21 protein-coding genes and 2 tRNA genes are annotated in these 24,444 nt (G+C 44.6%); 14 read left to right on the forward strand and 9 right to left on the reverse strand.

Annotation, left to right across the window (positions count from 1 at the left end; genetic code table 11):
• Window positions 1-13: 13 nt before the first annotated feature.
• Entirely contained in the window at window positions 14-805 is a 792-nt protein-coding gene (gene aat, locus RTL34_RS04310) for a leucyl/phenylalanyl-tRNA--protein transferase (protein WP_312114834.1), read from the reverse strand.
• 15 nt (window positions 806-820) lie between these two features.
• Complete coding sequence (gene trxB / locus RTL34_RS04315; RefSeq protein ID WP_095356915.1) at window positions 821-1,819, reverse strand: thioredoxin-disulfide reductase; 999 nt, start codon at window positions 1,817-1,819, stop codon at window positions 821-823.
• A 443-nt stretch (window positions 1,820-2,262) separates the two neighbouring features.
• On the opposite strand from trxB, the gene RTL34_RS04320 reads away from it, so the two are divergent.
• Complete coding sequence (locus tag RTL34_RS04320; protein WP_312114836.1) at window positions 2,263-5,277, forward strand: DNA translocase FtsK; 3,015 nt, start codon at window positions 2,263-2,265, stop codon at window positions 5,275-5,277.
• A gap of 74 nt (window positions 5,278-5,351) precedes the next feature.
• On the opposite strand, the gene RTL34_RS04325 is transcribed toward RTL34_RS04320, so the two are convergent.
• Together RTL34_RS04325 and RTL34_RS04330 are read right to left on the reverse strand one after the other, a co-directional pair.
• Window positions 5,352-5,717, reverse strand: a complete 366-nt coding sequence (locus RTL34_RS04325; protein WP_219330829.1) for a RidA family protein — start codon at window positions 5,715-5,717, stop codon at window positions 5,352-5,354.
• Window positions 5,718-5,790: 73 nt separating this feature from the next.
• Entirely contained in the window at window positions 5,791-7,044 is a 1,254-nt protein-coding gene (locus RTL34_RS04330; RefSeq protein ID WP_312114839.1) for a D-amino acid dehydrogenase, read from the reverse strand.
• Between the two features lie 150 nt (window positions 7,045-7,194).
• Here RTL34_RS04330 and RTL34_RS04335 point away from each other — a divergent pair, with 150 nt between their 5' ends.
• On the forward strand, window positions 7,195-7,665 hold the full coding sequence (locus RTL34_RS04335; protein WP_312114874.1) for a winged helix-turn-helix transcriptional regulator: 471 nt from the start codon (window positions 7,195-7,197) through the stop codon (window positions 7,663-7,665).
• A 99-nt stretch (window positions 7,666-7,764) separates the two neighbouring features.
• Here RTL34_RS04335 and RTL34_RS04340 read toward each other — a convergent pair whose 3' ends face one another.
• A complete protein-coding gene (locus RTL34_RS04340; RefSeq protein ID WP_175405743.1) occupies window positions 7,765-9,411 on the reverse strand; it encodes an NAD+ synthase in 1,647 nt (548 codons plus the stop codon).
• 547 nt (window positions 9,412-9,958) lie between these two features.
• Between RTL34_RS04340 and RTL34_RS04345 the strand changes: the two genes are divergently transcribed.
• Entirely contained in the window at window positions 9,959-10,213 is a 255-nt protein-coding gene (locus RTL34_RS04345; RefSeq protein ID WP_096488525.1) for a hypothetical protein, read from the forward strand.
• A gap of 26 nt (window positions 10,214-10,239) precedes the next feature.
• Here the strand turns inward: RTL34_RS04345 and RTL34_RS04350 are convergent, their stop codons facing one another.
• Window positions 10,240-10,533 carry a cell division protein ZapA gene (locus tag RTL34_RS04350; RefSeq protein WP_312114841.1) on the reverse strand — a complete coding sequence of 98 codons (294 nt, stop codon included), beginning with the start codon at window positions 10,531-10,533 and terminating at the stop codon, window positions 10,240-10,242.
• Window positions 10,534-10,596: 63 nt separating this feature from the next.
• On the reverse strand, window positions 10,597-11,001 hold the full coding sequence (locus RTL34_RS04355) for a hypothetical protein (protein WP_312114843.1): 405 nt from the start codon (window positions 10,999-11,001) through the stop codon (window positions 10,597-10,599).
• A 237-nt stretch (window positions 11,002-11,238) separates the two neighbouring features.
• Here RTL34_RS04355 and RTL34_RS04360 point away from each other — a divergent pair, with 237 nt between their 5' ends.
• From RTL34_RS04360 to RTL34_RS04370, 3 genes are all read left to right on the forward strand, one after another.
• Window positions 11,239-11,979 (forward strand): UPF0149 family protein, encoded by a 741-nt coding sequence (locus tag RTL34_RS04360; protein ID WP_312114845.1) that lies wholly within the window; start codon window positions 11,239-11,241, stop codon window positions 11,977-11,979.
• A gap of 79 nt (window positions 11,980-12,058) precedes the next feature.
• Window positions 12,059-13,252, forward strand: a complete 1,194-nt coding sequence (gene argE, locus RTL34_RS04365) for an acetylornithine deacetylase (RefSeq protein ID WP_312114847.1) — start codon at window positions 12,059-12,061, stop codon at window positions 13,250-13,252.
• A gap of 16 nt (window positions 13,253-13,268) precedes the next feature.
• Entirely contained in the window at window positions 13,269-14,618 is a 1,350-nt protein-coding gene (locus tag RTL34_RS04370; protein ID WP_312114849.1) for an aminopeptidase P N-terminal domain-containing protein, read from the forward strand.
• A gap of 103 nt (window positions 14,619-14,721) precedes the next feature.
• Here the strand turns inward: RTL34_RS04370 and RTL34_RS04375 are convergent, their stop codons facing one another.
• Complete coding sequence (locus RTL34_RS04375) at window positions 14,722-15,195, reverse strand: arsenate reductase ArsC (protein ID WP_175405697.1); 474 nt, start codon at window positions 15,193-15,195, stop codon at window positions 14,722-14,724.
• A 436-nt stretch (window positions 15,196-15,631) separates the two neighbouring features.
• Here RTL34_RS04375 and RTL34_RS04380 point away from each other — a divergent pair, with 436 nt between their 5' ends.
• Window positions 15,632-17,026 (forward strand): sodium-dependent transporter, encoded by a 1,395-nt coding sequence (locus tag RTL34_RS04380; protein ID WP_050325993.1) that lies wholly within the window; start codon window positions 15,632-15,634, stop codon window positions 17,024-17,026.
• 90 nt (window positions 17,027-17,116) lie between these two features.
• Here the strand turns inward: RTL34_RS04380 and RTL34_RS04385 are convergent, their stop codons facing one another.
• On the reverse strand, window positions 17,117-18,802 hold the full coding sequence (locus RTL34_RS04385; protein ID WP_312114854.1) for an aminotransferase class I/II-fold pyridoxal phosphate-dependent enzyme: 1,686 nt from the start codon (window positions 18,800-18,802) through the stop codon (window positions 17,117-17,119).
• A gap of 187 nt (window positions 18,803-18,989) precedes the next feature.
• Here RTL34_RS04385 and RTL34_RS04390 point away from each other — a divergent pair, with 187 nt between their 5' ends.
• The 7 genes from RTL34_RS04390 to cobA form a co-directional block, all read left to right on the forward strand.
• Window positions 18,990-19,481, forward strand: a complete 492-nt coding sequence (locus tag RTL34_RS04390) for a glutathione peroxidase (RefSeq protein WP_312114856.1) — start codon at window positions 18,990-18,992, stop codon at window positions 19,479-19,481.
• A gap of 262 nt (window positions 19,482-19,743) precedes the next feature.
• Window positions 19,744-19,819: transfer RNA gene (locus RTL34_RS04395), tRNA-Val, on the forward strand.
• Window positions 19,820-19,855: 36 nt separating this feature from the next.
• Window positions 19,856-19,932, forward strand: a tRNA-Asp gene (locus tag RTL34_RS04400).
• Window positions 19,933-20,728: 796 nt separating this feature from the next.
• On the forward strand, window positions 20,729-22,357 hold the full coding sequence (locus RTL34_RS04405) for a BCCT family transporter (protein WP_312114858.1): 1,629 nt from the start codon (window positions 20,729-20,731) through the stop codon (window positions 22,355-22,357).
• Between the two features lie 199 nt (window positions 22,358-22,556).
• The gene (gene moaB, locus RTL34_RS04410; RefSeq protein ID WP_312114859.1) at window positions 22,557-23,090 is read left to right on the forward strand and encodes a molybdenum cofactor biosynthesis protein B; all 534 of its coding nucleotides are present in this window, start codon (window positions 22,557-22,559) and stop codon (window positions 23,088-23,090) included.
• Window positions 23,080-23,691, forward strand: coding sequence for a molybdenum cofactor guanylyltransferase (mobA, locus tag RTL34_RS04415; RefSeq protein WP_312114861.1), 612 nt, complete (start codon window positions 23,080-23,082; stop codon window positions 23,689-23,691). The genes moaB and mobA overlap by 11 nt, the downstream gene beginning before the upstream one ends.
• Window positions 23,692-23,837: 146 nt before the next feature.
• Window positions 23,838-24,444: uroporphyrinogen-III C-methyltransferase (cobA, locus tag RTL34_RS04420; RefSeq protein ID WP_312114863.1), on the forward strand; the 607-nt coding region annotated here is incomplete at its 3' end.

Below are 24,444 nucleotides of genomic sequence, written 5' to 3' on the forward strand. Positions count from 1 at the left end.
GCCTTGAACTTACCTAAGCTTGCGTAGTTGGAGGTAGGTAATAAGTCATAAAATCCTCATTTAACAGTTGATTGAGTGGTAATTTTTGACCGCAAATCGATGACCAATCAATACTAGGTAGCGCTAATTGTTGCGCGAGCCCAGCTAAAAATTCGGCTCTGGGTACGATGGAGGCACCTAAACGCATCAAATGTGGGTTAGGTAACTGACAGTCTACCCAAGCAAATTGGGAATGTGCACACAGCTGCATTAACACAAAAAAAGCCGCTTTAGACGCATCTGTGACTCGATGAAACATACTTTCACCAAAAAATGCTTGTCCTAGCTTTAGCCCATAGAGACCACCAATCAGCTCATCATCATCCCAAATCTCGACACTGTAAGCGACTTGCTCGGCATGGAGCGCTGTATACGCTTCAATCATAGCGGGGCTGATCCAAGTGGCTGATGCAGAAGCTTGGGCATAGGTGCGGGTATCAGCACAGGCGGCAATGACCTCAGCAAAGGCAAGATTAATGGAAAACGTCCAACCTGCATTTTTGATACGCCGTTTTAGGGTTTTACTGGCGCAAAAATCGCTAGGATAAATAATACAGCGCGGGTCAGGCGACCACCAAGCGATGGGCTCGCCTTCATTAAACCACGGGAACATGCCTTGGCGATAAGCACACACTAAGGTATCAGCTGCCAAATCACCCCCTAGCGCAATCAAGCCTTCACCGTCAGGGTCTGCCGCCATCGGGTCGGGAAATTGATAACGGCAACCTAAAGGGCGTTGTAATGGGTGGTGATTTGGCAATGGCATTGTTCAAGGCATTAGCTAAACAGCAGTGGTGTTGGCTGATACCGTGGTATCGGCATTCGCTAGATTGACGATATCTAAATATTTTTCTGCATCCAACGCCGCCATACAACCCGTAGCTGCCGAGGTAATCGCTTGGCGATAGATATGATCTGCCACATCCCCACAAGCAAACACGCCCTCGACACTTGTCGCTGTCGCATTGCCATCTAGACCGCTTTTGACCACGATATAGCCATTATTCATCTCAAGCTGATCTTGGAAAATATCGGTGTTGGGTTTGTGCCCAATCGCCACGAACATACCAGGGGCGTTGATGGTTTTGGTAGATTGGTCTTGGAGGTTTTCAATCACCACACCCGTCACGCCTGCGTCATCACCCACCACTTCTTTGACTTGGCTGTTCCATTCGATGGTCACATTGCCATTTTTTTGTTTTTCAAATAATTGGTCTTGCAGAATTTTTTCTGATTTTAATTTATCACGTCGATGCACTAGGGTGACGTGGCTTGCGATGTTTGATAGATACAAGGCTTCTTCAACCGCTGTGTTCCCACCGCCAATCACCACCACAGGTTTACCGCGATAGAAGAACCCATCACAGGTCGCACAGGCAGAAACGCCAAGCCCCATAAATTTTTGTTCAGAGGCGAGACCCAAGTATTGCGCTGATGCCCCTGTCGCTACAATGAGTGCGTCACACGTGTAAGTGGCGCTATTGCCCACTAAGGTGAAGGGTCGCTGAGTTAGGTTCACTTGGTTGATATGGTCATACACCAATTGGGTGCCAAAACGCTCGGCATGGGCTTGCATGCGTACCATCAAGTCAGGTCCCGTCAAGCCTTGTGGATCGCCAGGCCAGTTATCAACTTCAGTGGTGGTAGTCAACTGCCCGCCAGTCTGCATACCCGTGATAATGACCGGTTTTAAATTGGCGCGCGCTGCATACACGGCGGCAGAATAACCCGCTGGACCTGAACCCAAAATAATAAGCTGGTGATGGATGATTTCTGACATACGTCTTTCCTAACAATCGCTGAATAATAAACTAAATAATAAAATAGGCTAATTTTTGATTCATAAGTAAGATAGGGGCTAACATCGAAAATAGCAAGTAAATGTTATTTTTATAACAGATTCATCGCGCAATCAAAGCTCAATCAACGCTCAAAAATAGCGTTAGCTTGTTATCAAAAAATACCCTACTATCCGGCTTTGTTGGCTCAAACCGCATTTGTCATAGGGCTTGAATTGGCTGATTTAACAAAGCAATTTTTCGCAAAAAAAGCTCAGCAACTCACCACTGAGATTTGATATGATAGTCGATTAAAAGGGTGATTTTAATCAACGTTTTTCCCAAAATCATTGTTTTTTCACCATCATTATCAGTCAGTCATGGCGCAGCAAAGCGTTGGCTTACGGCTTATCCAAAGCAGGTTCAAATTCAAAGGTAAATTGCGTTGTCTTATTATATTCGTCAAAGTGTGCTTACGATTATCTGGCTAATCGTGGCATTGTTGTTAGTCATGTCCCTCATCAGTTATTCTGCCAATGATCCTAGTTGGTCGCATATCAGTAGTGCGGCAAATGAAGTCAGTAATTTGGCAGGCACGGGTGGTGCGTGGCTAGCTGATATTTTGTATGCGTTTTTGGGCGCGGCAAGCTGGTGGCTCATCGTTATTGCCTGTTATGAAGCTTGGAATGTATGGCGCCATGACGTAGAGCCTAATGGCTTGTTACGTTTTTTGGGTTATATCTTTTTAATCATTGCCACCGCAGGGCTGACAGGCGTGTTGTCGTTTGGCTGGTTGGCGCAAGGCATGATAGGGCAAATCGTGGGCAACGGGCTTAGTAGTTTATTAACCTACTGGGGGACTTTGTTGTTTTTATTGGTGTTTATTGCCATCACCGTGACGTTTACCTTTGATTTACATTGGCATGAGATTTTATCAGGTCAAGCCATTCGCAGTCGCCTACACGCTGAAGCCGCAGATGAAGAAGAAACCAATACTGAATTCAAAGCGACTGCTCAAGAGGCAAGCCAAGCAAAACCAAACGATACTGCGCAACTGCCTTTGCCACTAGCCTCCCATGACTCAGAACAAGCGGCTTATGACAGTAGTCATCTAGCGGATGATGAGGATTTTGTCGGTAGTCCACTCGATGCGTTTTTGGATGAAACGGGTTTTAGTGAAATCAAAGATTATGAATGGCTCGAAGAAAACGATGCCACCAATCCATTTAAACCCGTCAGCTCAACCTATGTAGCAAACACCAAGCTGACCAAAAAACTGGATGAAAAACTGCAAAGTGAAATCATTAAAAAACCGTTTAAAATGCCTACCTTAAACAGACCTCATTCGATACAGGTAGACTCGCAACTCACTGAGCCAACTCAGACAAAGCAGCCTAGTGTAGATAGTGTAGACGTATCGCCAGCTATGCCAACTATCGATGACGCATCTATGATGTCTGCCGCAGGCACAGGGGAGCTAGCCGATAAACAAATTTCTGAGCCGATGACGGGTGTAGAGATGGCTGCACAGGACGAGCCTATTGGGTTTTCAGATTTGGATGATTTAGCGGATAGCGTAGATGCTGGATATGACTTGTCACAAAATCCTGTGCTAGAGTCATCATTCGAGGGAATTAAAACAGAGGGCATTAAAACACAAAGCATTGAAGCAGAAAGTATTGAAGTAGAAGGTATTGAAACACCACCCACCTCAGTCGCATCGTTATTGGGTATGCGACAAGTCCCAGCGCAAGCCGTCACCCAGATTACTGGCACCGATATTGATGCCCCCAAGATTGATGGTAATCAGATAACCCCTTCAATACCGACCCACAGCCGTTCGGTGGAGTCTGAGCTACTCGACCAAATTGAACAGCCTATAGCCACGCAGGTCAATCAGCCGCTTGATATCAATGATGATAGCCTATTTAGTCAGAAATCGCGTGCCATGCAAACCGCAGCTTATCGTGCTAATTTAAGCCCGTTACCTGAGTTATCGCTGCTTGATTTGCCTGACCCTGACCGCAAGCCAAGCTACAGCCGCGAACAGTTGCAGCAGCTATCAGCGCTGTTAGAAATCAAGCTACAAGAGTTTAATATCAAAGCAGAAGTGGTCAATGCGCAAATGGGTCCAGTGGTGACACGCTTTGAAGTGTCGCTGGCACCAGGACTTAAAGCAAGCAAGGTGACGGGTATTGCTAAAGACTTGGCTCGGTCGCTATCCATGGCATCGGTGCGTGTGGTAGAAGTCATTCCCGGTAAACCTTATATCGGTATCGAAGTGCCCAATCCGCAGCGCCAAATGGTACGACTCATCGAACTGCTGAAAACAGAGGCTTATCAAGACCCCGATGGCTTAATTAGCATGGCAATGGGCAAAGATATTGCAGGTAGACCGATTATTGCGGATTTGGCGAAAGCGCCACACATGCTAGTCGCAGGTACCACAGGTTCGGGTAAATCAGTGTTGGTGAATTCGCTGTTATTGTCAATGCTGCTCAAATACACACCAGCGCAGCTGCGATTGATTTTGATTGACCCCAAACAGCTCGAGCTTGCCAACTATGGCGATATTCCGCATCTGCTCACCCCCGTAGTCACCGATATGACCGAAGCAGCCAGTGCTTTGGCATGGAGTGTAGCGGAGATGGAGCGTCGTTATCAGCTAATGTCATTATTCAAAGTGCGTAAGCTTGATGAATTCAACAAAAAAATCATGGCAGCCGAACAAAGTGGTGAGCCGTTACTGGATCCGCTTTGGCGACCCAATGACAGTGTCAGCCAAGATAGAGCACCAAAATTAAAACCGTTACCACAAATTGTGATTGTGGCGGATGAGTTTGCCGACATGATTATGCAGGTGGGCAAACAAGCGGAGGAATTGATTACCCGTTTGGCGCAAAAATCGCGTGCCGCAGGGATTCATTTGATTTTGGCGACCCAGCGCCCCTCAGTGGATGTGATTACTGGTTTGATTAAAGCCAATATTCCCGTCCGTGCCGCACTTCGCGTCAACTCAAAAGTCGACTCGCGTACCATTTTGGATGCCGGTGGCGCAGAGGATATGCTTGGGCATGGGGATATGCTGTTTTTAGGACCTGGTCAAATCGAGCCTAACCGTGTACATGGTGCTTTTATCAGCGATGCAGAAGTCAACCGTGTGTGTGATGCATGGCGTGAGCGAGGCGCACCTAACTATATTGATAATATGTTCGATAACTTTGAGCTAAGCTCAGCGCCAAGTGGTGGCGATGCTAGTGGGTCTAGCAATGGCGAAGAAGACCCACTGTATGATGATGTAGTGGCGTTTTTGCTCGAAACTCGTAAGGTCTCTGCATCAAGTATCCAGCGCAAATTTAGTATCGGCTATAACCGCGCAGCACGTATCGTTGATGCCATGGAAGAGGCGGGCTTGGTAAGTGGCATGACAAAAAGTGGTAAACGTGAGCTATTAATGTAGAGGTTAGACAAAATAAAAAAAGGTGCGATTTAAGCACCTTTTTTATTTAACGTTTTAAGCGGTTATGGGTTCGTTTAGTCTATGGTATTTTGCGCTGCGACTACCACAATTTCTAATTTCCACAATGGATCAACCAACTCAGCTTTGACTGTCGCACGGGTAGGCTTTGGGCAATCGGCTAACCAGTCGCCCCACATGCTATTCACCACCGCAAAATCCGCCAAATCCTTGATAAAAATCTGAGCGGTTAGCAGACGTGATTTGTCGCTATTGGCTTTGGCGAGCATGGCGTCGATATTGTCTAGCACTTCTTTGGTTTGTGTGTGGATATCGGCAGTGTCGGTATTTGGCACTTGTCCTGCGAGGTACACCACGTGGTTAAAAATGGTAATTTCACTTAGATAGTCATTGCTATCAAATCGTTGAATTTGTGCGGTCATGGTGTTTTCCTTGTGAATGGATAAATGTTATTTATGCATAGTCTTTACAACTATTTCTGATAGAAAATAGATACTAGGCATAACGCTGTAACGATAAGCCGTCAATGGGAATGTCAGGCGTTTTGCCGAGCACCAAATCGCTGATTAATTTGCCAGAGCCACACGCCATTGTCCAACCCAATGTGCCATGCCCTGTGTTCAAAAATAAATTGCGATACCGAGTCGCGCCAATGATAGGGGTACTATCTGGGGTCATCGGACGTAGCCCTGTCCAAAAACTTGCGTTTGGCAAATCACCGCCTGCGAATAAGTCCTGCGTGACCATTTCGAGTGTGGCACGGCGCTGCGGGTTTAGACTTACATCAAAACCACTTAATTCTGCCATACCGCCTACGCGAATGCGGTTGTCAAAGCGAGTAATGGCGATTTTATAGGTTTCATCAAGCACCGTTGATTGGGGCGCTAAATCAGCGTTGATAATCGGCACAGTCAGCGAATAGCCTTTGACAGGGTATACAGGCAGGTTAAGCTGTAGCGGTTGCAAAAGCGCCCGCGAATAACTGCCCAATGCCAATACATACTGGTCTGCAGTTAATAACTCACCATTTACCATCACCCCTTTAATCGCCCCAGCGTCGACTACTAGCTTTTCGATGGTTTGATTGTATAAAAATTTCACCCCAAGCGCTTTGGCTTGCTGCGCTAATGCTTGACAAAACAAAAAGCAATCGCCTGTTTCATCATGCGGCAAATGCAATCCACCAACCAGCTTATCAGTGGCATTTGCCAACGCGGGCTCAATCTCAGCCAATGCCTTGCTGTTGTCAATCAGCTTAAAAGGCACGCCTGAATCTTGCAACACCTTAATATCTTGCTGTACAGCATCTAGTTGGGCGGGTTTGCGAAAAACTTGTAAGGTGCCTTGCGAGCGGTTTTCGTAGTGAATGCCGGTGTCTTGACGCAACTGCTGCAGACAGTCGCGGCTGTATTCTGCCACTCGTACCATACGCTCTTTGTTGATGGCATAGCGCTTGGCATTGCAGTTTTTGAGCATTTGTAGCATCCATTGCAACTGCCATAGACTGCCATCTAATTTGATGGCTAAAGGGGCGTGTTGTTGGAATAACCATTTAACCGCCTTCAATGGAATACCAGGGGCTGCCCAAGGGGTAGAGTAGCCCGGGGAGATTTGCCCAGCATTGCCAAAACTGGTTTCTTGTGCGGCACCTGCTTGGCGGTCAATCACCGTGACTTCTACGCCTTGCTTGGCTAAATAATAGGCACTTGTCACCCCAATCACGCCACTACCCAGTACCAATACACGCATACTCACCCCCAAATATCTGCTTAATTATCAGTTAATTTTGCTAGTATAAGCAAAGTTTTGCAGTGAATTTTGCTGTTTTTATGCTAGAATTTTGCTGATATTATCGGTTTTATCATGTCAATCATCAAAAAACAGGGTTTTCATTTTGCTATGCGTACTTTAGACCGTACCGACCGTTTAATCCTTGAAATCTTGCAACAGCAAGCCCGAATTTCTATCAGCGAATTGGCCGCCAAAGTTAACCTATCAACCACGCCTTGCTCAGACCGAGTTAAACGGCTGGAGCGTGAGGGTATCATCTTAGGTTATCATGCGCGGTTAAATCCAAATTTGGTCAATAAAAGCTTGTTGGTGTTTCTGGAGATAAAGCTATCTACCAAGTCGGGCGATGTCTTTGAGCAAGTGAGCAAAAAACTGTCAGAAATTCCAGAGATACTGGAATGTCATTTGATTTCGGGTGAGTTTGATTTTTTGGTCAAAGCGCGGCTAAGAGAGATGAGTTCTTACCGCAAGTTACTGGGCAATATCTTAAAACAATTGCCAGCGGCGGTGGAAACCCACAGTTTGATTGTGATGGAAGAGATTAAAGAAAGCTTGCATTTGGATGTGACAATGACCTAACTGTCGTGCAAGCTTTACGATACATGCTTTGCAACAGATGAAAAAAAAGACTGCCAAATCGCAGTCCTTTTATGTTGTCCCGCCTTAGAGCTTTGGAAATTAGAGTTTTGGGAACTCTAGCGACCAGTGGTTGACGAGTGGGTAGCGACGCTCACGCCCAAAGGCGCGGTGGGTAATCTTGGTGCCAATCGCCGCTTGACGACGTTTGTATTCATTGCGGTCTACCATACTGAGTACTTTTTTCACCACGTCTTTATCATAACCGGCTTCTACAATCGCATCATACCCAAAGTCGCGATCGATATACAGCTCCAGCATTTTATCGAGGGTATCATAATCGGGCAGACTGTCTTGGTCTTTTTGGTCAGGGCGAAGCTCGGCAGAAGGCGGACGCGTAATCACACGCTCAGGAATCACCGGCGTTTCTTCTAGGCGGTTGCGATAGTTGGCGAGGGCATATACTTGGGTTTTATACACATCTTTTAAGACATCAAATCCGCCTGCCATATCCCCATACAATGTCGCATAGCCCACGGCCATCTCTGACTTGTTGCCTGTGGTGATGACTAGATGACCAAATTTGTTGGACAATGCCATCAGAATCATGCCGCGCGCACGGGCTTGGATATTTTCTTCCGTGGTGTCGGCGGTGGTGTTGCTAAACATCGGCTCTAGTGTATGACGCATGCCTTCAACGGCGGCATGAATCGGGCACACGGTGTAAGACACGTTGAGCCGGTGTGCCTGCGCCTGCGCGTCTTGCAGGCTGATTTGCGAGGTGTACTCATAGGGCATCATAACCGCATAAACTTTGTCCGCACCTAAGGCATCAACGGCGATACATAGCGTGAGCGCCGAGTCTATCCCGCCTGACAACCCAACCAATACGCCTTTAAAGCCAGAATGATTGACATAATCACGCAAGCCGACAACCAGCGCTTGATAAGTTTCAGCGATTTGGCTAAGTGCAAGCGGTGATTTGCGCTGTTCTGATAATATCACTTGACCGCTTTGGGCATCGTGACGAGCAACCACATACAGGGTATGCTGCAAAAATCTTGGTGCTTCTTGCACGATTTTACCTTGAGCGTTGACGACCATCGAGCCGCCATCAAACACCAAGTCATCTTGACCGCCCACGCTATTGGCATACACAATTGGGATATTGTGCTCAGTGGCACGGCTTTTTAATAAAGCCTTACGTTGTTCTTGCTTGTTTTGCTCAAAGGGTGAGGCATTGAGGCTGATGATGATTTCCGCACCTTTTTCTTTGAGTGCGCGAATGGGAGCGTCTTGCCATAAATCTTCGCAGATAAGTAGTCCAATGGTCAGCCCTTGATAGTCAAACAACACTTGGTTGTGACCGGTATTAAAATAGCGGCGTTCATCAAACACGCCATAGTTTGGCAAACATTGTTTGTGATAAAAGCCTTTTTGCTGACCATTGTGAATGATAGCCACTGAGTTAAACGTGCCATTGGGGTCAATGTGCGGATAACCCACTAGCATCACGATATCTTTGACTGTGTAGAGCAATTCAAAAGCAAGTTTCACACGTGAGGCAAGACTTGGACGTAATAACAAATCTTCAGGCGGATAACCCAGCAGTGATAACTCAGGAAAGACAATGATATTAGCCCCCTTGTCACGGGCATCTTTAGCCAGTTCTACCATTTTTTTGGCATTGTTGATGACATCACCGACAATAAATTGCTGCTGTGCCACCGCAATTTTTAGCCCCACCATAGAATCTGCTTGGCTAATTGCTTGGCTTGATGACTGAGAGGTTGGCTGAGAAACTGATTGAGAAGTTGGCTGAGCAGGTTTTTGAGAAACTGGCTGTGGGTTTGCGGGTTGGTTTGGCGTCGTAGCTTCGGCGGTCATTGACTCACTCGGTAGCTGCGTTGGTACGCTATCATCGGGGGTTAAATCGAGGTGTGACATGAAAAGTCCTTCAGTAAAAATTTGTTATGGGGTCGTCCCTTTAGTCATATCCGTCTAAAACGGTATGCAAGCATCATGCCGCTATTATAATTATGGGTGGCAACAGCGATGGCATTACAAGATAAAATTATTCTACATTATATCGCTTTATGATATGTTTACAATTGCAATCTTTAGACGCTACAACCGAAAAACGCTGCAACTGGTAAAATTAGCTTAAACATAGCATGAATAACCCATCAATGCGCGATTTTTTGCAGTATAATCAAACCTTACAATGCTAATTAACAGGCAGTCATAATTCTTAATTGGCAACGATGATTCGTTCATTAGACAATGAGGTGAAGCGATGTTTACCGCAATTTTTGTGGTTCTGGTGATTATGGGGCTTAGCTGGGTTGGGATGAAATGGATGTATCCACGACCACCGCAAGGCTATTTACAGCCGCAGCCGGGCGAGAGTACCGAGCCACGTGCGTGTGATTTTTGCCATCATACGTTAGCAGAGTGGCGAGGGATTGTAGAAGGGGATAAGTTCTTTTGTAATCAAGAACACCAAGCGGATTTTCATGCCGGCAAACACTATCAGCGCGCTCAAAATTAGTCGAATTTTATTTTACACTAAATACGTTAGGCAAAACGCGCAACGTCTTCTAACATTTTACCCACCAGGTCTTGCGCTTGGTTTTCGTTTTCTTGATAGCGTTGTAAGTTTTCTGATTTTTCAAACAAGGTCAACGCGCACAGTACCAATAATTCTTCTTGGGGTAGCTGAGGCGCTTGGCGGCGTACGTCTTGCATAAACTGGTTAATATAGCTTGCCGCACACTGCAACGCAGGCTCTTCAGATTCTGGGCAATTGATAGTATAGCTACGACCATTGATCAGGATATCAACTTTTTTAATGCTTTGGGCAGATGCCATAAGATTTTCCTAACGTATTCAAATGTTTTAAACATCACTAAGGCTGGCTTAAATAGGGGCGGGTTAGTTTTCGCTGTCAATTTTTGCCAAGCGCTCTAACACAAGCTTGGTATGCTCTGCCGCAACGCGATTTTTTTCAATCAGTTTTTGATTTTGTGCGGTAAAAATCTGTAATTGGTTTTGGGTTTGTTCGTATTCGGTACTTAGCATGTTGTGAGATTCGGCAAGTGACTGATAGCGCTGCTCGAGTGCTTGATACTCTTCGGCTTGTCTGGCAAGTTGTTGTTCTAAATTTTGCTGCAGTTCTTTGCTGCTATCGAGCTCAGCTTGTACCGCCTGCAGTTGATCTGCGGTAATAGTTGGCTGTGCTTTAATACGGGTTAGCTCGCTACTGGCGAATTGATATTTATCGCAAAGCTTAGTCAATGCGGTTTGTAGCTGGGTCAGTTGGTCAATTAGGGTGCTCATGATATGATGTCTAGTCAGTAATCGAGTGAATAATCAAGTAAATCATCAAGAGCGATATGATGGACGCTCATTGACATGAATAGCAAAAGGCTTTTTTTGGTATAACTATAGTGTGAAGGCTTAAAATTTGAGTGATACTTATATTATTTTACCACTTTAATAATGCCATAGTTGACCGCATTAAGGCTAGTATTATCTCAATGTTGATATAATTTTTTGTGAAAAAAGGGTAAAGCGATGGATGATTATATTTCGGGTTGGCAGGATTGGACACAAGCATTTGAGGATTGGCATGACGTCACCATTAGTGAGTTACATGGGCTACTTTCAGGGGTGCTCAGTGTATGTGATGCGCCAACCGAGCAAGAGTGGCAACTGCTACTGACTGAGCTGAGCTTTACCGAGCTTGAGCCAAAAGCGTTAGAGATAGTGACCGAAGAGGGCGAGGATATGGTGGCGGTGTTAACCGATGATGCTGATAGCTATCAGTTTATGCCGTTGTTGCCCGATGATGACCATCCACTGTATGAGCGTTTGATGGCACTTAAGAACTGGTCAAATGGCTTTTTGACAGGCTTTGGCGTCACCGATAGTGCGCTGCGCCCTGAAGAAAATAGCCTATTTAATGACTTGGCAAAAATCGGCGCGCTGCGGATTGATGCGTATGATGAGGCGCTGCAAGGGACAGACAATGCTGAAGGCGAAGTTGAATATATGGAGCTACTTGAGTTTGTGCGCATGATTCCTGTGAGTGTGTCACAAGGGCGAGTGCGTAAATCAGTCGCCAAATTGCCGCTCATCGCAGGATTTGCCATGAATCGCCCTGTGGGCAAAGCCCAAGAGATTGATGAGGAGCATTTGGATTTTATTGAGCAGCTACGGGATGATGAACTCGATTGGGAAGCAGAAAAAGATACCAATGATGATTTTGTTACCCATATGGTTATAGATGCCATGACAGGTAAAAAGCCGAGTTGATGTTAATACCCTATTTCGACTAGATTTACCCCTGATAGGGTGTTTTAATGGTTTAAAATTTGAGAAAAATGGAACGACTATGGGCTATCCATCCAACGCAGTAGACTGGTTAACAAAGCTGATTGGTTTTAACACTGTCAGTCGCTACTCCAATTTGCAATTGATTGAGTATGTGGCGGGCTATTGTGAGCAGTTGGGGTTGTCGCCACGTTTGACCTTTAATGCCGATAATACCAAAGCCAACCTCTTTGTGACCGTACCTGCGATGGGTGAGGGTGATACCGTAACGACAGGAGGTTTTGTGTTTTCCGGGCATACCGATGTGGTGCCCGTTGATGGGCAGGCATGGGATACCGATCCGTTTGTGGCGACCATTGTGGAAGATAAGCTATACGGGCGTGGGGCTTGTGATATGAAAGGCTTTATTGCTTGCGCCTTAACCCTGTTGCCCACTGTGGTGCAAGCAAGCCGCGATAAGAGGCTAGGCAAACCGATTCATCTGGCACTGTCGTATGACGAAGAAGTGGGTTGTTTGGGTGCGCCATTACTGCTTGCAGATTTAAAAGCGCAAGGGATTAAGCCAGACTACTGTATCGTCGGTGAGCCGACCATGATGAAAATGGTCACCGCGCATAAAGGCATCCAAGTGTATCGCTGCCGCGTGCATGGCAAATCAGTACATTCATCGCTGACCCCGCAAGGCGTCAATGCCATCAGCTATGCTAGTAAAATTATCAATTTTATTGATACACTTGCCGAGCAATTGCAACAACGTAACGACCAAGACATGGCGTTTGACGTACCATTTTCGACCTTGTCAGTGGGCACTATTACCGGCGGCACGGCAACCAATATCGTGCCCAACCTGTGCGAATTCACCTTTGATTATCGCAATTTGCCGCATATGAATGAAAGCCAAGTGATTGAGCCAATTCGCGCCTTTATCAAAACCCTTGAGCCTAAGATGCACGCCATTGACAGCGACACGGGCATTGAGCTAACTCGCAACGAAAATGTCCCTGCAATGACCGACAAAGATAGCCAGGCCTTGCAACAGCTCATTGAAAATTTGGTGGATGAACAGCAACGTCACAAAGTGGCGTATGCCACCGAAGGTGGGCAGTTTACCAATGCAGGCATTCCGACGGTGATTTGCGGACCCGGCGATATTGGCAATGCCCATAAAGCCAATGAGTTTGTCAGTCTAAACCAACTAGCAAAATGCGAAAGCTTCCTACAGCAAATTCTTCAACAATGCTGTGACAGCCATTAATTTTTTTGGAAATATCATGTCAAATCAATTAACCATACAGTTGTTGCCAAAGCTTCCCCAAAGCCAATTTGCCAAACGGCGTGCCAAACTTGCTGAAGCCTTGCCAAACAATAGCATTGCGATTTTGCAGACGGCTCCCGCGCATATCCGCAACAACGATGCTGAGTATAAATACCGCGCCGACAGCAGTTTTTTCTACTTAACTGGCTTTGCCGAGCCAGAATCCGTCATGGTTTTGGAAAAAACTGACCATACCGTCAACTACACGTTATTTTTACGTGAGAAAGACAAACTACGTGAGATTTGGGATGGCAAACGCGTAGGGCTTGAGGGTGCAACCGCAGATTTTGGCGCGGATAAAGCGACTGCCATTGGCAGAATTGATGAGGTGATGCCAAATCTGATTTTTGGTAAAAAACACGTGTTTGCCCGCTTTAATAATGAGCTGATTGGCTGGCTTAATCAAGCCAAGCAGCTGCAGCGCGGCGAAGGTGTGATCGATACCATCACCAATATTGACAGCCTTATCAATGAAATGCGGCTGATAAAAGATGAGTCTGAAATTGCACGCATGAAAGTCGCCGCCCAAATCAGTGCTTACGGGCATATTCGCGCCATGCAAAGCGTGGCATCCATGATGCAAAAAAATCAAGGCAATGAAAGCAGACTGGAAGCTGAAGTCAACTATGCTTTTGCCCAATATGGCTGCGTACCCTCTTACAATAGTATCGTGGCGGGCGGCGACAATGCCAATATTTTGCATTATGTCGAAAACGACCAACCGCTGCACGATGGCGACTTGGTGATGATAGATGCGGGCGCTGAATATCAACACTATGCAGGCGATATCAGCCGTACTTTTCCCGTGAGTGGCAAGTTCAGCGACGTGCAAAAACAGGTGTATGATATTGTGCTAAATGCCAATATCGCCGCCATCAACAGCCTAAAAGCAGGCGAGCATAGCAAAATCCATCATGAAACTGCGCTCAAAGTACTGACACAAGGCTTGATTGATTTGGGGATTTTGACAGGTGATGTCGATGAGTTGATTGCTGATAAAGCCTACTTGCCGTTTTATATGCATGGCACAGGGCATTGGCTTGGCTTAGATGTTCACGATGCAGGGCGCTACAATGGCGACGATGGTAAACCCAGAAAGCTTGAAAAAGGCATGGTGATTACTGTAGAACCAGGCTTGTATTTTGCCCATGACAATGCATTGGTACCCAAGAAATATCGGGGTATTGGCATTCGGATTGAGGATGATGTGGTCATTACCGAGGGTGAGCCGCTAGTTCTCACCTGTGACGTACCAAAAACAACGGACGCGATTGAAGCGCTCATGCAGCAAAAAGTTGATTCATAGATAGATTGATAGAGGCACTTCTATATATAGATGCAAAGAAAAAGAAAAATAGAAAAGCCCAAGACAGTTGGGCTTTTTTTGTGGTCAATCGTTCATCGGGATGTTAGGCATCCGCTGATGGATGTGCCAAATGTTCGATTTTATCTTCGGGTAAGTTTGTCAATAAATGAATGCGCTGAGAGAGTTGGCGCAATACTTGGCTAAAGGCAGCTTTTTCCACATCACTATCGGCTGATACACTGTCGGTATCATTGATATGCCAATGAGCAGTCAGTGGGAATTTGCCATCAATGTCCGCATGTTGCTGTAAAGAATTGCACAGCCCAATCACCAAATCAATCTTTGGCGCGTTGTCTTGTAAAAACTGCTTGACGGATTTGGGCGCTAAGCCTGTGACGTCATAACCTTCTTGTTTTAATACCTCAAGCGTGAATGGATGCGCGCTAGAGGATGGCTCAACGCCTGCGCTATAGGCTACAAAACGGTCACTGCCAATTTTATTTAAAATGGCTTCTGCCATTAGGCTACGGCTAGCATTGTGCTTGCACAAGAACAACACGTTATAAGGCTGCGTCATCCATAATTTCCTTGTCATCAATCTGCGAACGGTCAACACGTTGGGACGTGCAATTTTTGAAAATGAAATTTTACCTTCAATGGCAAAAAATTGCTATCAAAATCCCCACACTTGTGCAAGTTAAAACCGTTGACATTAACCGCTTGGTTTTGCCAGCAATTCGATATCAAATAGGTTAAAAAATCATTTATTCCAAAAAGTAATGTTTAGTATAAAAATAATTTACGTTAAATGAATGTTAAAAATAATCATCATAACCCATTGATGTTATTGCGTTTTAGACAATCCTAAAAAAATAATGACTGACTTGTATAACTTTTGGTTGGGTTTTGTGAAAAGAAAGTTTGACATTAACTATTGATTCATGAAAAATCTACATACTGCAAGATTCTCGTTGCAATTTTTTCATTTAATCACATTCGACTAGGGAGGGATTATGAGCACTAATCACAAGTCGTCTCATTCCCAGTGGAGCTCAAAGATTGGGTTTTTAATGGCTGCCGTGGGTTCTGCGGTCGGTCTTGGCAGTATTTGGAAGTTTCCTTACATGACAGGCGATAGCGGTGGCTCGGCATTTGTTATCGTGTTTATTATCAGTATCGCGCTTATTGGTTTTCCAGTGTTGGTCACTGAATGGCTGATTGGTCGCCGTGGACAAAGTAACCCAGCGGCAAGTTTTCGCAAAGCGGCGGTAGCCAATAACACGTCACCTGCTTGGAGTCTGCTTGGCTACTTTGGTATTTTAGCTGCTTTTATGATTTTGTCATTTTATAGTGTGATTGGCGGCTGGTCGCTTAATTACACCTTAAAAGCGGGTATCAATGCATTTGGTGGTCTCAATGCCGACGCCACTGGCAAAATTTTTGAGACAATGTTAGCTAATCCAACCGAAATGACGTTGTGGCACACGGCGTTTATGGGCTTGACGGCGCTAATTGTTGCAGGTGGTGTATCAGCAGGTATTGAGAAAGCATCAAAAATCATGATGCCTGCGTTAGCTTTTATCCTATTATTTATCGTGGGATATAACGCGATTAATATGGATTTTGCCAAAGGCGCAGAGTTTCTGTTTAAGTTTGACTTGCAGCGTATGCAGGAAGTGGGTGTGGGTAAAGTGCTGATGGCAGCGCTAGGACATGCGTTCTTCTGTCTGTCACTGGGTATGGCGATCATGGTGAGTTATGGTTCATACCTAAAACAAGATGTGGATTTATTGGCAACCGCGCGCACGGTGATTATCTGGGATATTATCTTCTCATTGGCGGCAGGTCTTGCGATTTTCCCGATTTTATTTAGCAATCATCTGGATCCAGCGGCAGGTCCCGGTTTGGTGTTTGTGACCTTGCCAATCGCCTTTGGTCAAATGAGCCTAGGTGTGGTGGTGGGTACTTTATTCTTCTTGTTATTGACCTTTGCAGCATTGACGTCGTCGATTTCAATTCTTGAGCCCATTGTCGAATTCTTGGAAGAAAAAACCCCAATGAGCCGTAAAATCTGCACGCTAGTAGGGGCAGTGGCAACGTGGGCAGTGGGTGTACTTGCGTTATTGTCATTTAATAAATTGTCTGATTTTGCGGTATTTACTATCCACAAAAACGGTAAAGACATCCCACAAGGTATCTTTGACGCGCTAGATTATACGTCCAGTAAAATCATGCTACCTTTGATTGGTTTGGGTACCATTATCCTCATCGGCTGGTTTATCAACCAAGAATCGGTAAAACGTGAATTGGGGCTCGATGGCATGAAATGGACTATTTGGCAAATTGTGGTAAAATTTGTCGCACCGATTGGTATCATTGCTGTATTTTTAACGGAGTTACTGGGTTAATCCCAAGGGCTTTATCTCAACAGCTTTATGTAATTAATTGCTCACAATAAAAAACCCCGAATCGTCGGGGTTTTTTGTTTCAATGAAATATTAATCAGTGCCATATTCTTGGCGTTTTGTGGCAAAAAAGCGCTCAAGTCGATCCATCGCTTCATGCAAATCTGATGCATTGGGCAAAAATACCACGCGAAAATGGTCAGGCGCATGCCAGTTAAAACCCGTACCTTGTACCATCAAGACTTTTTCTTGTAGTAATAATTCCATCATAAACTGCATATCATCTTCGATTGGATAAATGTCACGGTCAATTTTTGGGAAACAATAAAATGCCCCTTGCGGCATGGTGCATGAGATACCTTTAATGGCATTTAGGCGCTCGATAGCGATGTTGCGCTGCTGGTACAGGCGACCGGTTGGTGCGGTCAAGGCTTGCATACTTTGATAACCACCCATCGCCGTTTGAATCGCGTATTGTGAGGGCACGTTGGCACACAGCCGCATCGATGATAGCATGGTTAACCCTTCAATAAAATCAGCCGCATGGTGTTTTTTACCCGATAACATCATCCAGCCTGAGCGAAAACCTGCGATACGGTGCGACTTTGACAAGCCATTATAGGAGATAACCAAGCAGTTTTTGGCAAGGGTGCACATCGGTACATGCACGGCATCATCATACAGTACGCGGTCATAAATCTCATCTGCCATCAGCACAAGCCCGTGTTTTTCTGCCAGTGCCACGATTTTTTTTAAATTTTCGGTAGAATAAAGCGCGCCTGTTGGGTTGTTTGGGTTGATGACCACAATGCCTTTGGTGCGCTCATTGATTTTGCTTTCGATATCAGCAATATCTGGCTGCCAGTTGTCGGCTTCATTACACAGATAATGAACCGCTTTACCCCCTGCCAAATTCGTCGCCGCTGTCCAAAGCGGGTAGTCAGGCATAGGAATCAGCACTTCATCGCCGTCATCCAGTAACGCTTGCATGGTCATCACAATCAGTTCAGAGACACCATTGCCCAAATACACATCGGCAACGTCTACCGCTTCTAACAATCCTTTGGCTTGGTAATACTGCAAAATCGCTTTACGCGCGGCAAAAATCCCTTGAGAGTCTGAATAGCCAATCGCATTGGACAAATTCATCGCCACATCTGATAAAATCTCTTGCGGCGCTTCAAACCCAAATGGGGCAGGGTTGCCGACATTGAGTTTGATGATTTTATGACCTTGTGTCTCCATGCGGTTGGCAGTTTGTAGCAAAGGACCGCGAATGTCATAGCACACGTTTTGCAGTTTGTTGGATTTGTTCAAAGTTTTCATGGTAGATACATCACTACTAGGTTTGGGATTGGGTTTGGGATTAGGTTTAGAATGGTTGGGTTGAAAATTGGTAGCAGCAGGCGTCGTCGGTTGAGCCGTTTGACCCTGCCACGGATTCGCTTGATTGGCATCGCTTGATGCTTGTGCTACAGTAGTATCATTGACCGTATTCGCCGCTAACGCTTGGGTGCTGACGCTGACGTTATGACTATGACTTTCCACCCCAGTACCTGATAGCAAATAGCTTTCGCTGCACCCTAACAGACTGGCAAGCACAGGCAGTTTATTGGACACGATGCCATTGGAACCGCGCTCCCAATTAGAAATCGCGGCACGGCTAACTTTAGCACCAGCTTGGGTCATTAAATCGGCAAGTTCGGCAGTGGTCAAACCTTTGCTTTTACGCAGCTGCGTCAAGCGTTGTCCAGCCGATAGTTTAGCGTCAGTGAGCATAGCGGGGGAGTTCCGTTTGAGTATTAATAAATCATATCAGACTTTTGTCAGAAATACTGACATTTTTAGGCGTAAGTGAGGCTGAATAACTGCCAATAGATAAACTACGCTTGTCAGCATAATAATGCAAGAAAAACTTACAATTTTTTAACTAACAACTTTTTAACTAACAACAAGGAGATTTGCTATGGAAGATTTTTACCAATTGTCCGCGACCGATATTCGAGGTCAGCTATTTGATTTTGACACCCTTAGAGGTAAAGTCGTATTGATTGTGAATACCGCAAGCAAATGCGGCTTTACCCCACAGTTTCAGGGCTTAGAAAAGCTATACCAAGCTTACAAAGACCAAGGGTTGGTGGTGTTGGGGTTTCCCTGCAACCAATTTGGTCAGCAAGATCCTGGCAGTGAAGCGCAAATTAGTGAGTTTTGCCAAATCAATTATGGCGTGACCTTTCCGATGATGGCAAAAGTTGACGTCAATGGTAAAGATACCCATCCTGTTTATCAGTTTTTAAAATCACAGCCACAGGGCAAGGGTATGTTGGGTGACGCCATCAAATGGAACTTTACCAAGTTTTTAGTTGATGCACACGGCAGAGTCGTAGATCGTTTTGCACCGACCAAAGCCCCCCAAGACCTTGAGGCGGATATCAAAGCATTACTGGCGCAACCGTGAGAAAAGGCGGAAGAGAAAAAATAAAAAGGATTTAATTGGGGGAATTAAATCCTTTGGGTGACAAGCGATAGAGACATTGTTATTATTGTTATCTTATTATTCTTATTGTTAGCTATGACCTTGCTGGCCATGTAGGTATGATAAGGTTTTTATGTGACAACCACATGACATGCTCAGCAAAATTTTTTAAAAATTTTAATATTTGCCAAAAAAAATCGTTGACAGCAAAAATAAATTCTCTATAATACCCACCACAGACGATGGGTCGTTAGCTCAGTTGGTAGAGCGTCTGCCTTACACGCAGAATGTCGGCGGTTCGAATCCGTCACGACCCACCAATTTGACAAGTTTGGGTCATCGTCGCCAACTACCGTGCAGTGGTAGTTCAGTTGGTTAGAATACCGGCCTGTCACGCCGGGGGTCGCGGGTTCGAGTCCCGTCCGCTGCGCCACTTATTTTAGTGGATTTAAAAACGAAATTTTTAAAGTTTTATGCCTCAAATCTCCCCTGATTTGAGGTTTTTTTTGGCTTAAATTTTACACCAAGCTATTGATTTTAAAAAATATATTGTTTTATAAATTTTTATCTTGATGTGATTAGGAAAATTGATTTTGATTGTTAAGTTGAAAAGATATCTATTTTTAATATTTAAATAAAACTAACGTGACCAAACGCTTGTGACTAAAACTGACCATTTTGTGACCAAAAATTTTGGCTTACGGTCTGTAGGGTCACCCGCCAACTATTAAAACCAATTGTTAAAATATAAAAAGTACAGTAAAAATTCAAAGGCAGATTTCATTACAAGCTGTCAGGCAACCAAAATTCATGCAATCGAACAACAAAGTCTCGCATTTTATGGCATGATCTATACCGCAATATCCCCATCGCCCACTACCAAATTGTCAATGCGTTTTCCCCTAACCCAGTCATTGAAAGCATCCGATTATCCAACGGGGTCATAGCCCAGACGAGGCGTCAGTTAGTTAAATTAAACCAGATAGATAGGTAACAAATGTTGAATTATAAACTTTATAATTATAGTAAATTATTAAATAAAATTAATTAATCCTATTTTGTATATTCTATTAAAATGTTACAGTATGTTAATATATATATCCTTTATAATCAAAAACTTAGTTTTGTTTTTATAGTATATAAGCCTTGTGAAATCTTGCTGTAATTTGAAATATTGTAAATAATTTGTTAAGGTTGCTTTCCAGTTAATCTAATGAAAAGATATCTTTATGAGTTCTGTGAAAGTCGAAAAATTCGGCCCTTTCCCTCGGGTTAATCGTCCTGTTTTTATTGCCTCCGCATTGCTGATTGTCGGATTTATTATTTTTGGTTCGTTATTTGGTGAGTTGGCAGGTGAAGTTTTTAACCAACTGCAGTCTTTTATTACCCACCGTTTTCGTTGGCTTTTTATCATTTTGATGAATGTCGCGGTGGTGTTTAGCCTATATATTGCCTTGAGTCGTTATGGCGATATTCGGCTTGGGCATCAGACAGAGCATCCTGAGTATAGCTTACTGTCATGGTTTGGGATGCTGTTTAGTGCGGGGATTGGGATTGGTCTGTTGTATTGGGGGACGGCAGAGCCCTTGTATCATTTTATGTCGCCTCCCATGGGGCAAGCCGAAACCGTAGAAACGGCTAAACAAGCGATGAGTATTTCGTTTTTGCATTGGGGGATCCATGCGTGGGCGTTGTATTGTGTCGTTGCATTGTCATTGGCGTATTTTCATTATCGCCGTGGCTTGCCATTGTCGATTCGCTCGGTACTGTACCCATTGATTGGTCAAAAAATCTATGGCAAATGGGGGCATGTGGTCGATACCCTTGCGGTGTTTGGCACGATGTTTGGGGTGGTGACTTCCTTGGGGCTGGGTGCGATGCAAATCAACGCAGGCTTTAGCAATGTGTTTGGTATTCCCAACAATGTCCCAGTACAGCTTTGTTTGATTGCAATTATTACCGCGATGGCGACGTTATCCGTGATGATGGGGCTGGATAAAGGGATTAAACGCTTAAGCGATATCAATATTGTGCTGACTGTGTTGCTGCTTGGTTTTATGTTATTTTTTGGTCCGACCCAGTTTATTATCGATAGTTTTATTGAAAATATCGGCAATTATGTCAGCCAACTTATTCCACTAGGATTTTGGAGTGAGGCGTATAGCAATACGGATTGGCAGGCAAATTGGACGATTTTTTATTGGGCATGGTGGGTGAGTTGGTCGCCATTTGTGGGAATTTTTGTGGCGCGTATTTCTCGGGGTCGTACTATCAGAGAGTTTATTTTTGGGGTGTTATTTATCCCAATGCTATTGTTGTTTTTTTGGTTTACCACCTTTGGCGGCAGCGCGGTACATATGGAATTGATGGGCAATTATGGGTTGATAGAAGCAGTCAAAGCCGATTATGGTAGTGCGATTTTTAAACTGATTGAATATTATCCTTTAACCAAGCCTTTGACGCTGGTGATTGTGGTAATGATTATGTTGTGGTTTGTCACTTCGTCAGATTCGGCAAGCCTTGTGATTGATATGCTCACCGCAGGCGGCGATACCAATCCGCCAAAAATCCAGCGGTTATTTTGGGCATTGAGCCAAGGGGTGATTGCTGCAGTATTATTGGTAGCAGGTGGGTTATCTGCGTTGCAAGCGGTCGCGATTATTGCAGGCTTTCCGTTTGCCATCGTGGTGTTTGTGATGATGTATTGTTTATGGCGAGGGCTAACACGAGATAGATTGACCTTGTACCGTAATCAACAATGGTATATCACGGCAGAGTCTGCTGAGCATAATTCAGCGAATGAGTTTATTGATGAGCATTTATTGCTCGGTCCGCCCGTGGTGGCTAAAGATGAGTAATTTCTTGATTAACATAAATGGACGGGTGCAAGCGTGCAAAGCTGATGCCTGTCTAGGCAGTCAACCACTGGGCATTAATTGAAAGATTGACAGCCTAGACATGCGTTACAAAGAAAAACGCTATAACAAATGCCTAATGTATGGCAATATTTGATATGCCCATAAAATTGTATGCCCATCAAATAATGAGGAAACCCCAATGAGCAAGCCTGAAAAACCTTTTATTGCGCTTAATATCGCAATCTTAACTGTATCAGACACCCGCAGTTTAGAAGAAGATACCTCTGGTCAATACCTAGCCGATAGCCTTGTCGAATCAGGGCATACCCTGGCGGAGCGAGCCATACGCACCGATGATATTTATCAAATCCGTGCTATCGTGAGTCAATGGATTGCCGACCCTACGATTCACGCTATCATTACCACAGGCGGTACAGGTTTTTATATACGTGACCAAATCCCTGAAGCCCTAAGCCCGCTGTTTGATAAAGAAGTACAAGGTTTTGGTGAGATGTTCCGCGCGTTATCTCGTGATGAAATCGGCATGTCAACCTTGCAATCTCGTGCGCTAGCAGGCATGGCGAATAATACGGTGATTTTTTGTTTACCTGGCTCCTCGGGTGCCTGTCGCACGGGCTGGGAAGGCATCATCAAAGAACAGCTCGACAACCGTACCCGTCCGTGTAACTTTGTGCCGCATCTGATGCGTGAAAATCCAAAACATGACCATTAAATTGGCAGGGGTGGTGATTTTGGCGGGGGGTGAATCATCTCGGATGGGTTCACCCAAGGCGCTATTAAGCTTGCCAAATGGCGAGACTTTGCTTGATTTTCATATTCGTCATGCCAAACGCTTAAATGTCCCTGTCATGGTGGCGGATAATGGTAAGCGCTTATGTCATGATACAACCGTCAAAATCATTGATGATTATCTGCCAAATCAACAAAATGGCAAAGGGGCAGGGGCGTTATCAGCCATGGCAAGTGCCATGAATCAAGTCATGTCTCCTTACCATTATTTACTGGTGATAAGCTGTGATAGTTTGGTTCATGCCCATCAAGTTTTTGATAAATTGCGTTATGCGGTAACCGATAATGAAGCGGTGATTTATTTAAAAGCTGAAAAGGATTATCCATTGTTGGGTTTGTATCGTACAGATTTATTAATAAAATTATACGATTATTTGGATAAGGGTCAGCGCGCAGTGATGAAGTTTTTGGCGGATAAAAAAATACAAACCGCTGCATTGCCGAATGAATGGATAGCTTTAGCAAATTTTAATACCAAAAATGAATTTGATTTGGCGTTGAACTCACTCAATGAAATAGGATAAATAGGTCAAATTTTGGGAAATTATTCACATTAACAGGATATAAAATAATTTCATCAATTAAGGGTAGGATTAAGGGTATGAGTTAAAATTTAGGCATGGTAATTGCATTTTTAAATTACCTTGTTTGATTATGTTGGAAAACTGCTATGCCTTCAATCAGTAGCCCTGTGAGTGTTGAACTTTTTCCCCATGACAGCGTGAAAGAAAATCGTTTTGACCTTCCTATAACCCCCAGACATGCAAAAGCTGTACAAAATCAGGGCAAAGTGTATCTGGTTGGTGCAGGTACAGGCGACCCCGAACTCTTGACCATCAAAGCCTATAAAACCATCTTGCAAGCGGATGTGATTTGTTATGACAATCTGGTGAGTGATGAGATTTTGGCACTTAACACAACGGCAGAAAAAATCTATGTCGGTAAAAAATGCCACAAGCACAGCATGTCACAGCAAGAAATCAATGGCTTATTGGTCACCCTAGCGCAACAAGGCAAAACTATTGTACGCTTAAAGTCGGGCGACCCGTTTATCTTTGGGCGTGGCGGTGAAGAAATGCAAACCGTGATTAGCGCTGGTGTAGCCTGTGAGTCGATTGCAGGCATTACCACAGCATTAGCAGTCGCCAATAGCGTCAATATTCCGCTCACTCATCGTGACCATGCCCAGTCGGTGAAGTTTGTTACTGGGTTTTTAAAGACTGATACGCCGAATGAGCAATATGCTGAGTTGTTAGCGGATAATCAAACGGTGATTT

The sequence above is a fragment of the Moraxella sp. CTOTU47915 genome (assembly GCF_031986685.1).
In the GTDB taxonomy this organism is placed as follows: Bacteria; Pseudomonadota; Gammaproteobacteria; order Pseudomonadales; family Moraxellaceae; genus Faucicola; species Faucicola tetraodonis.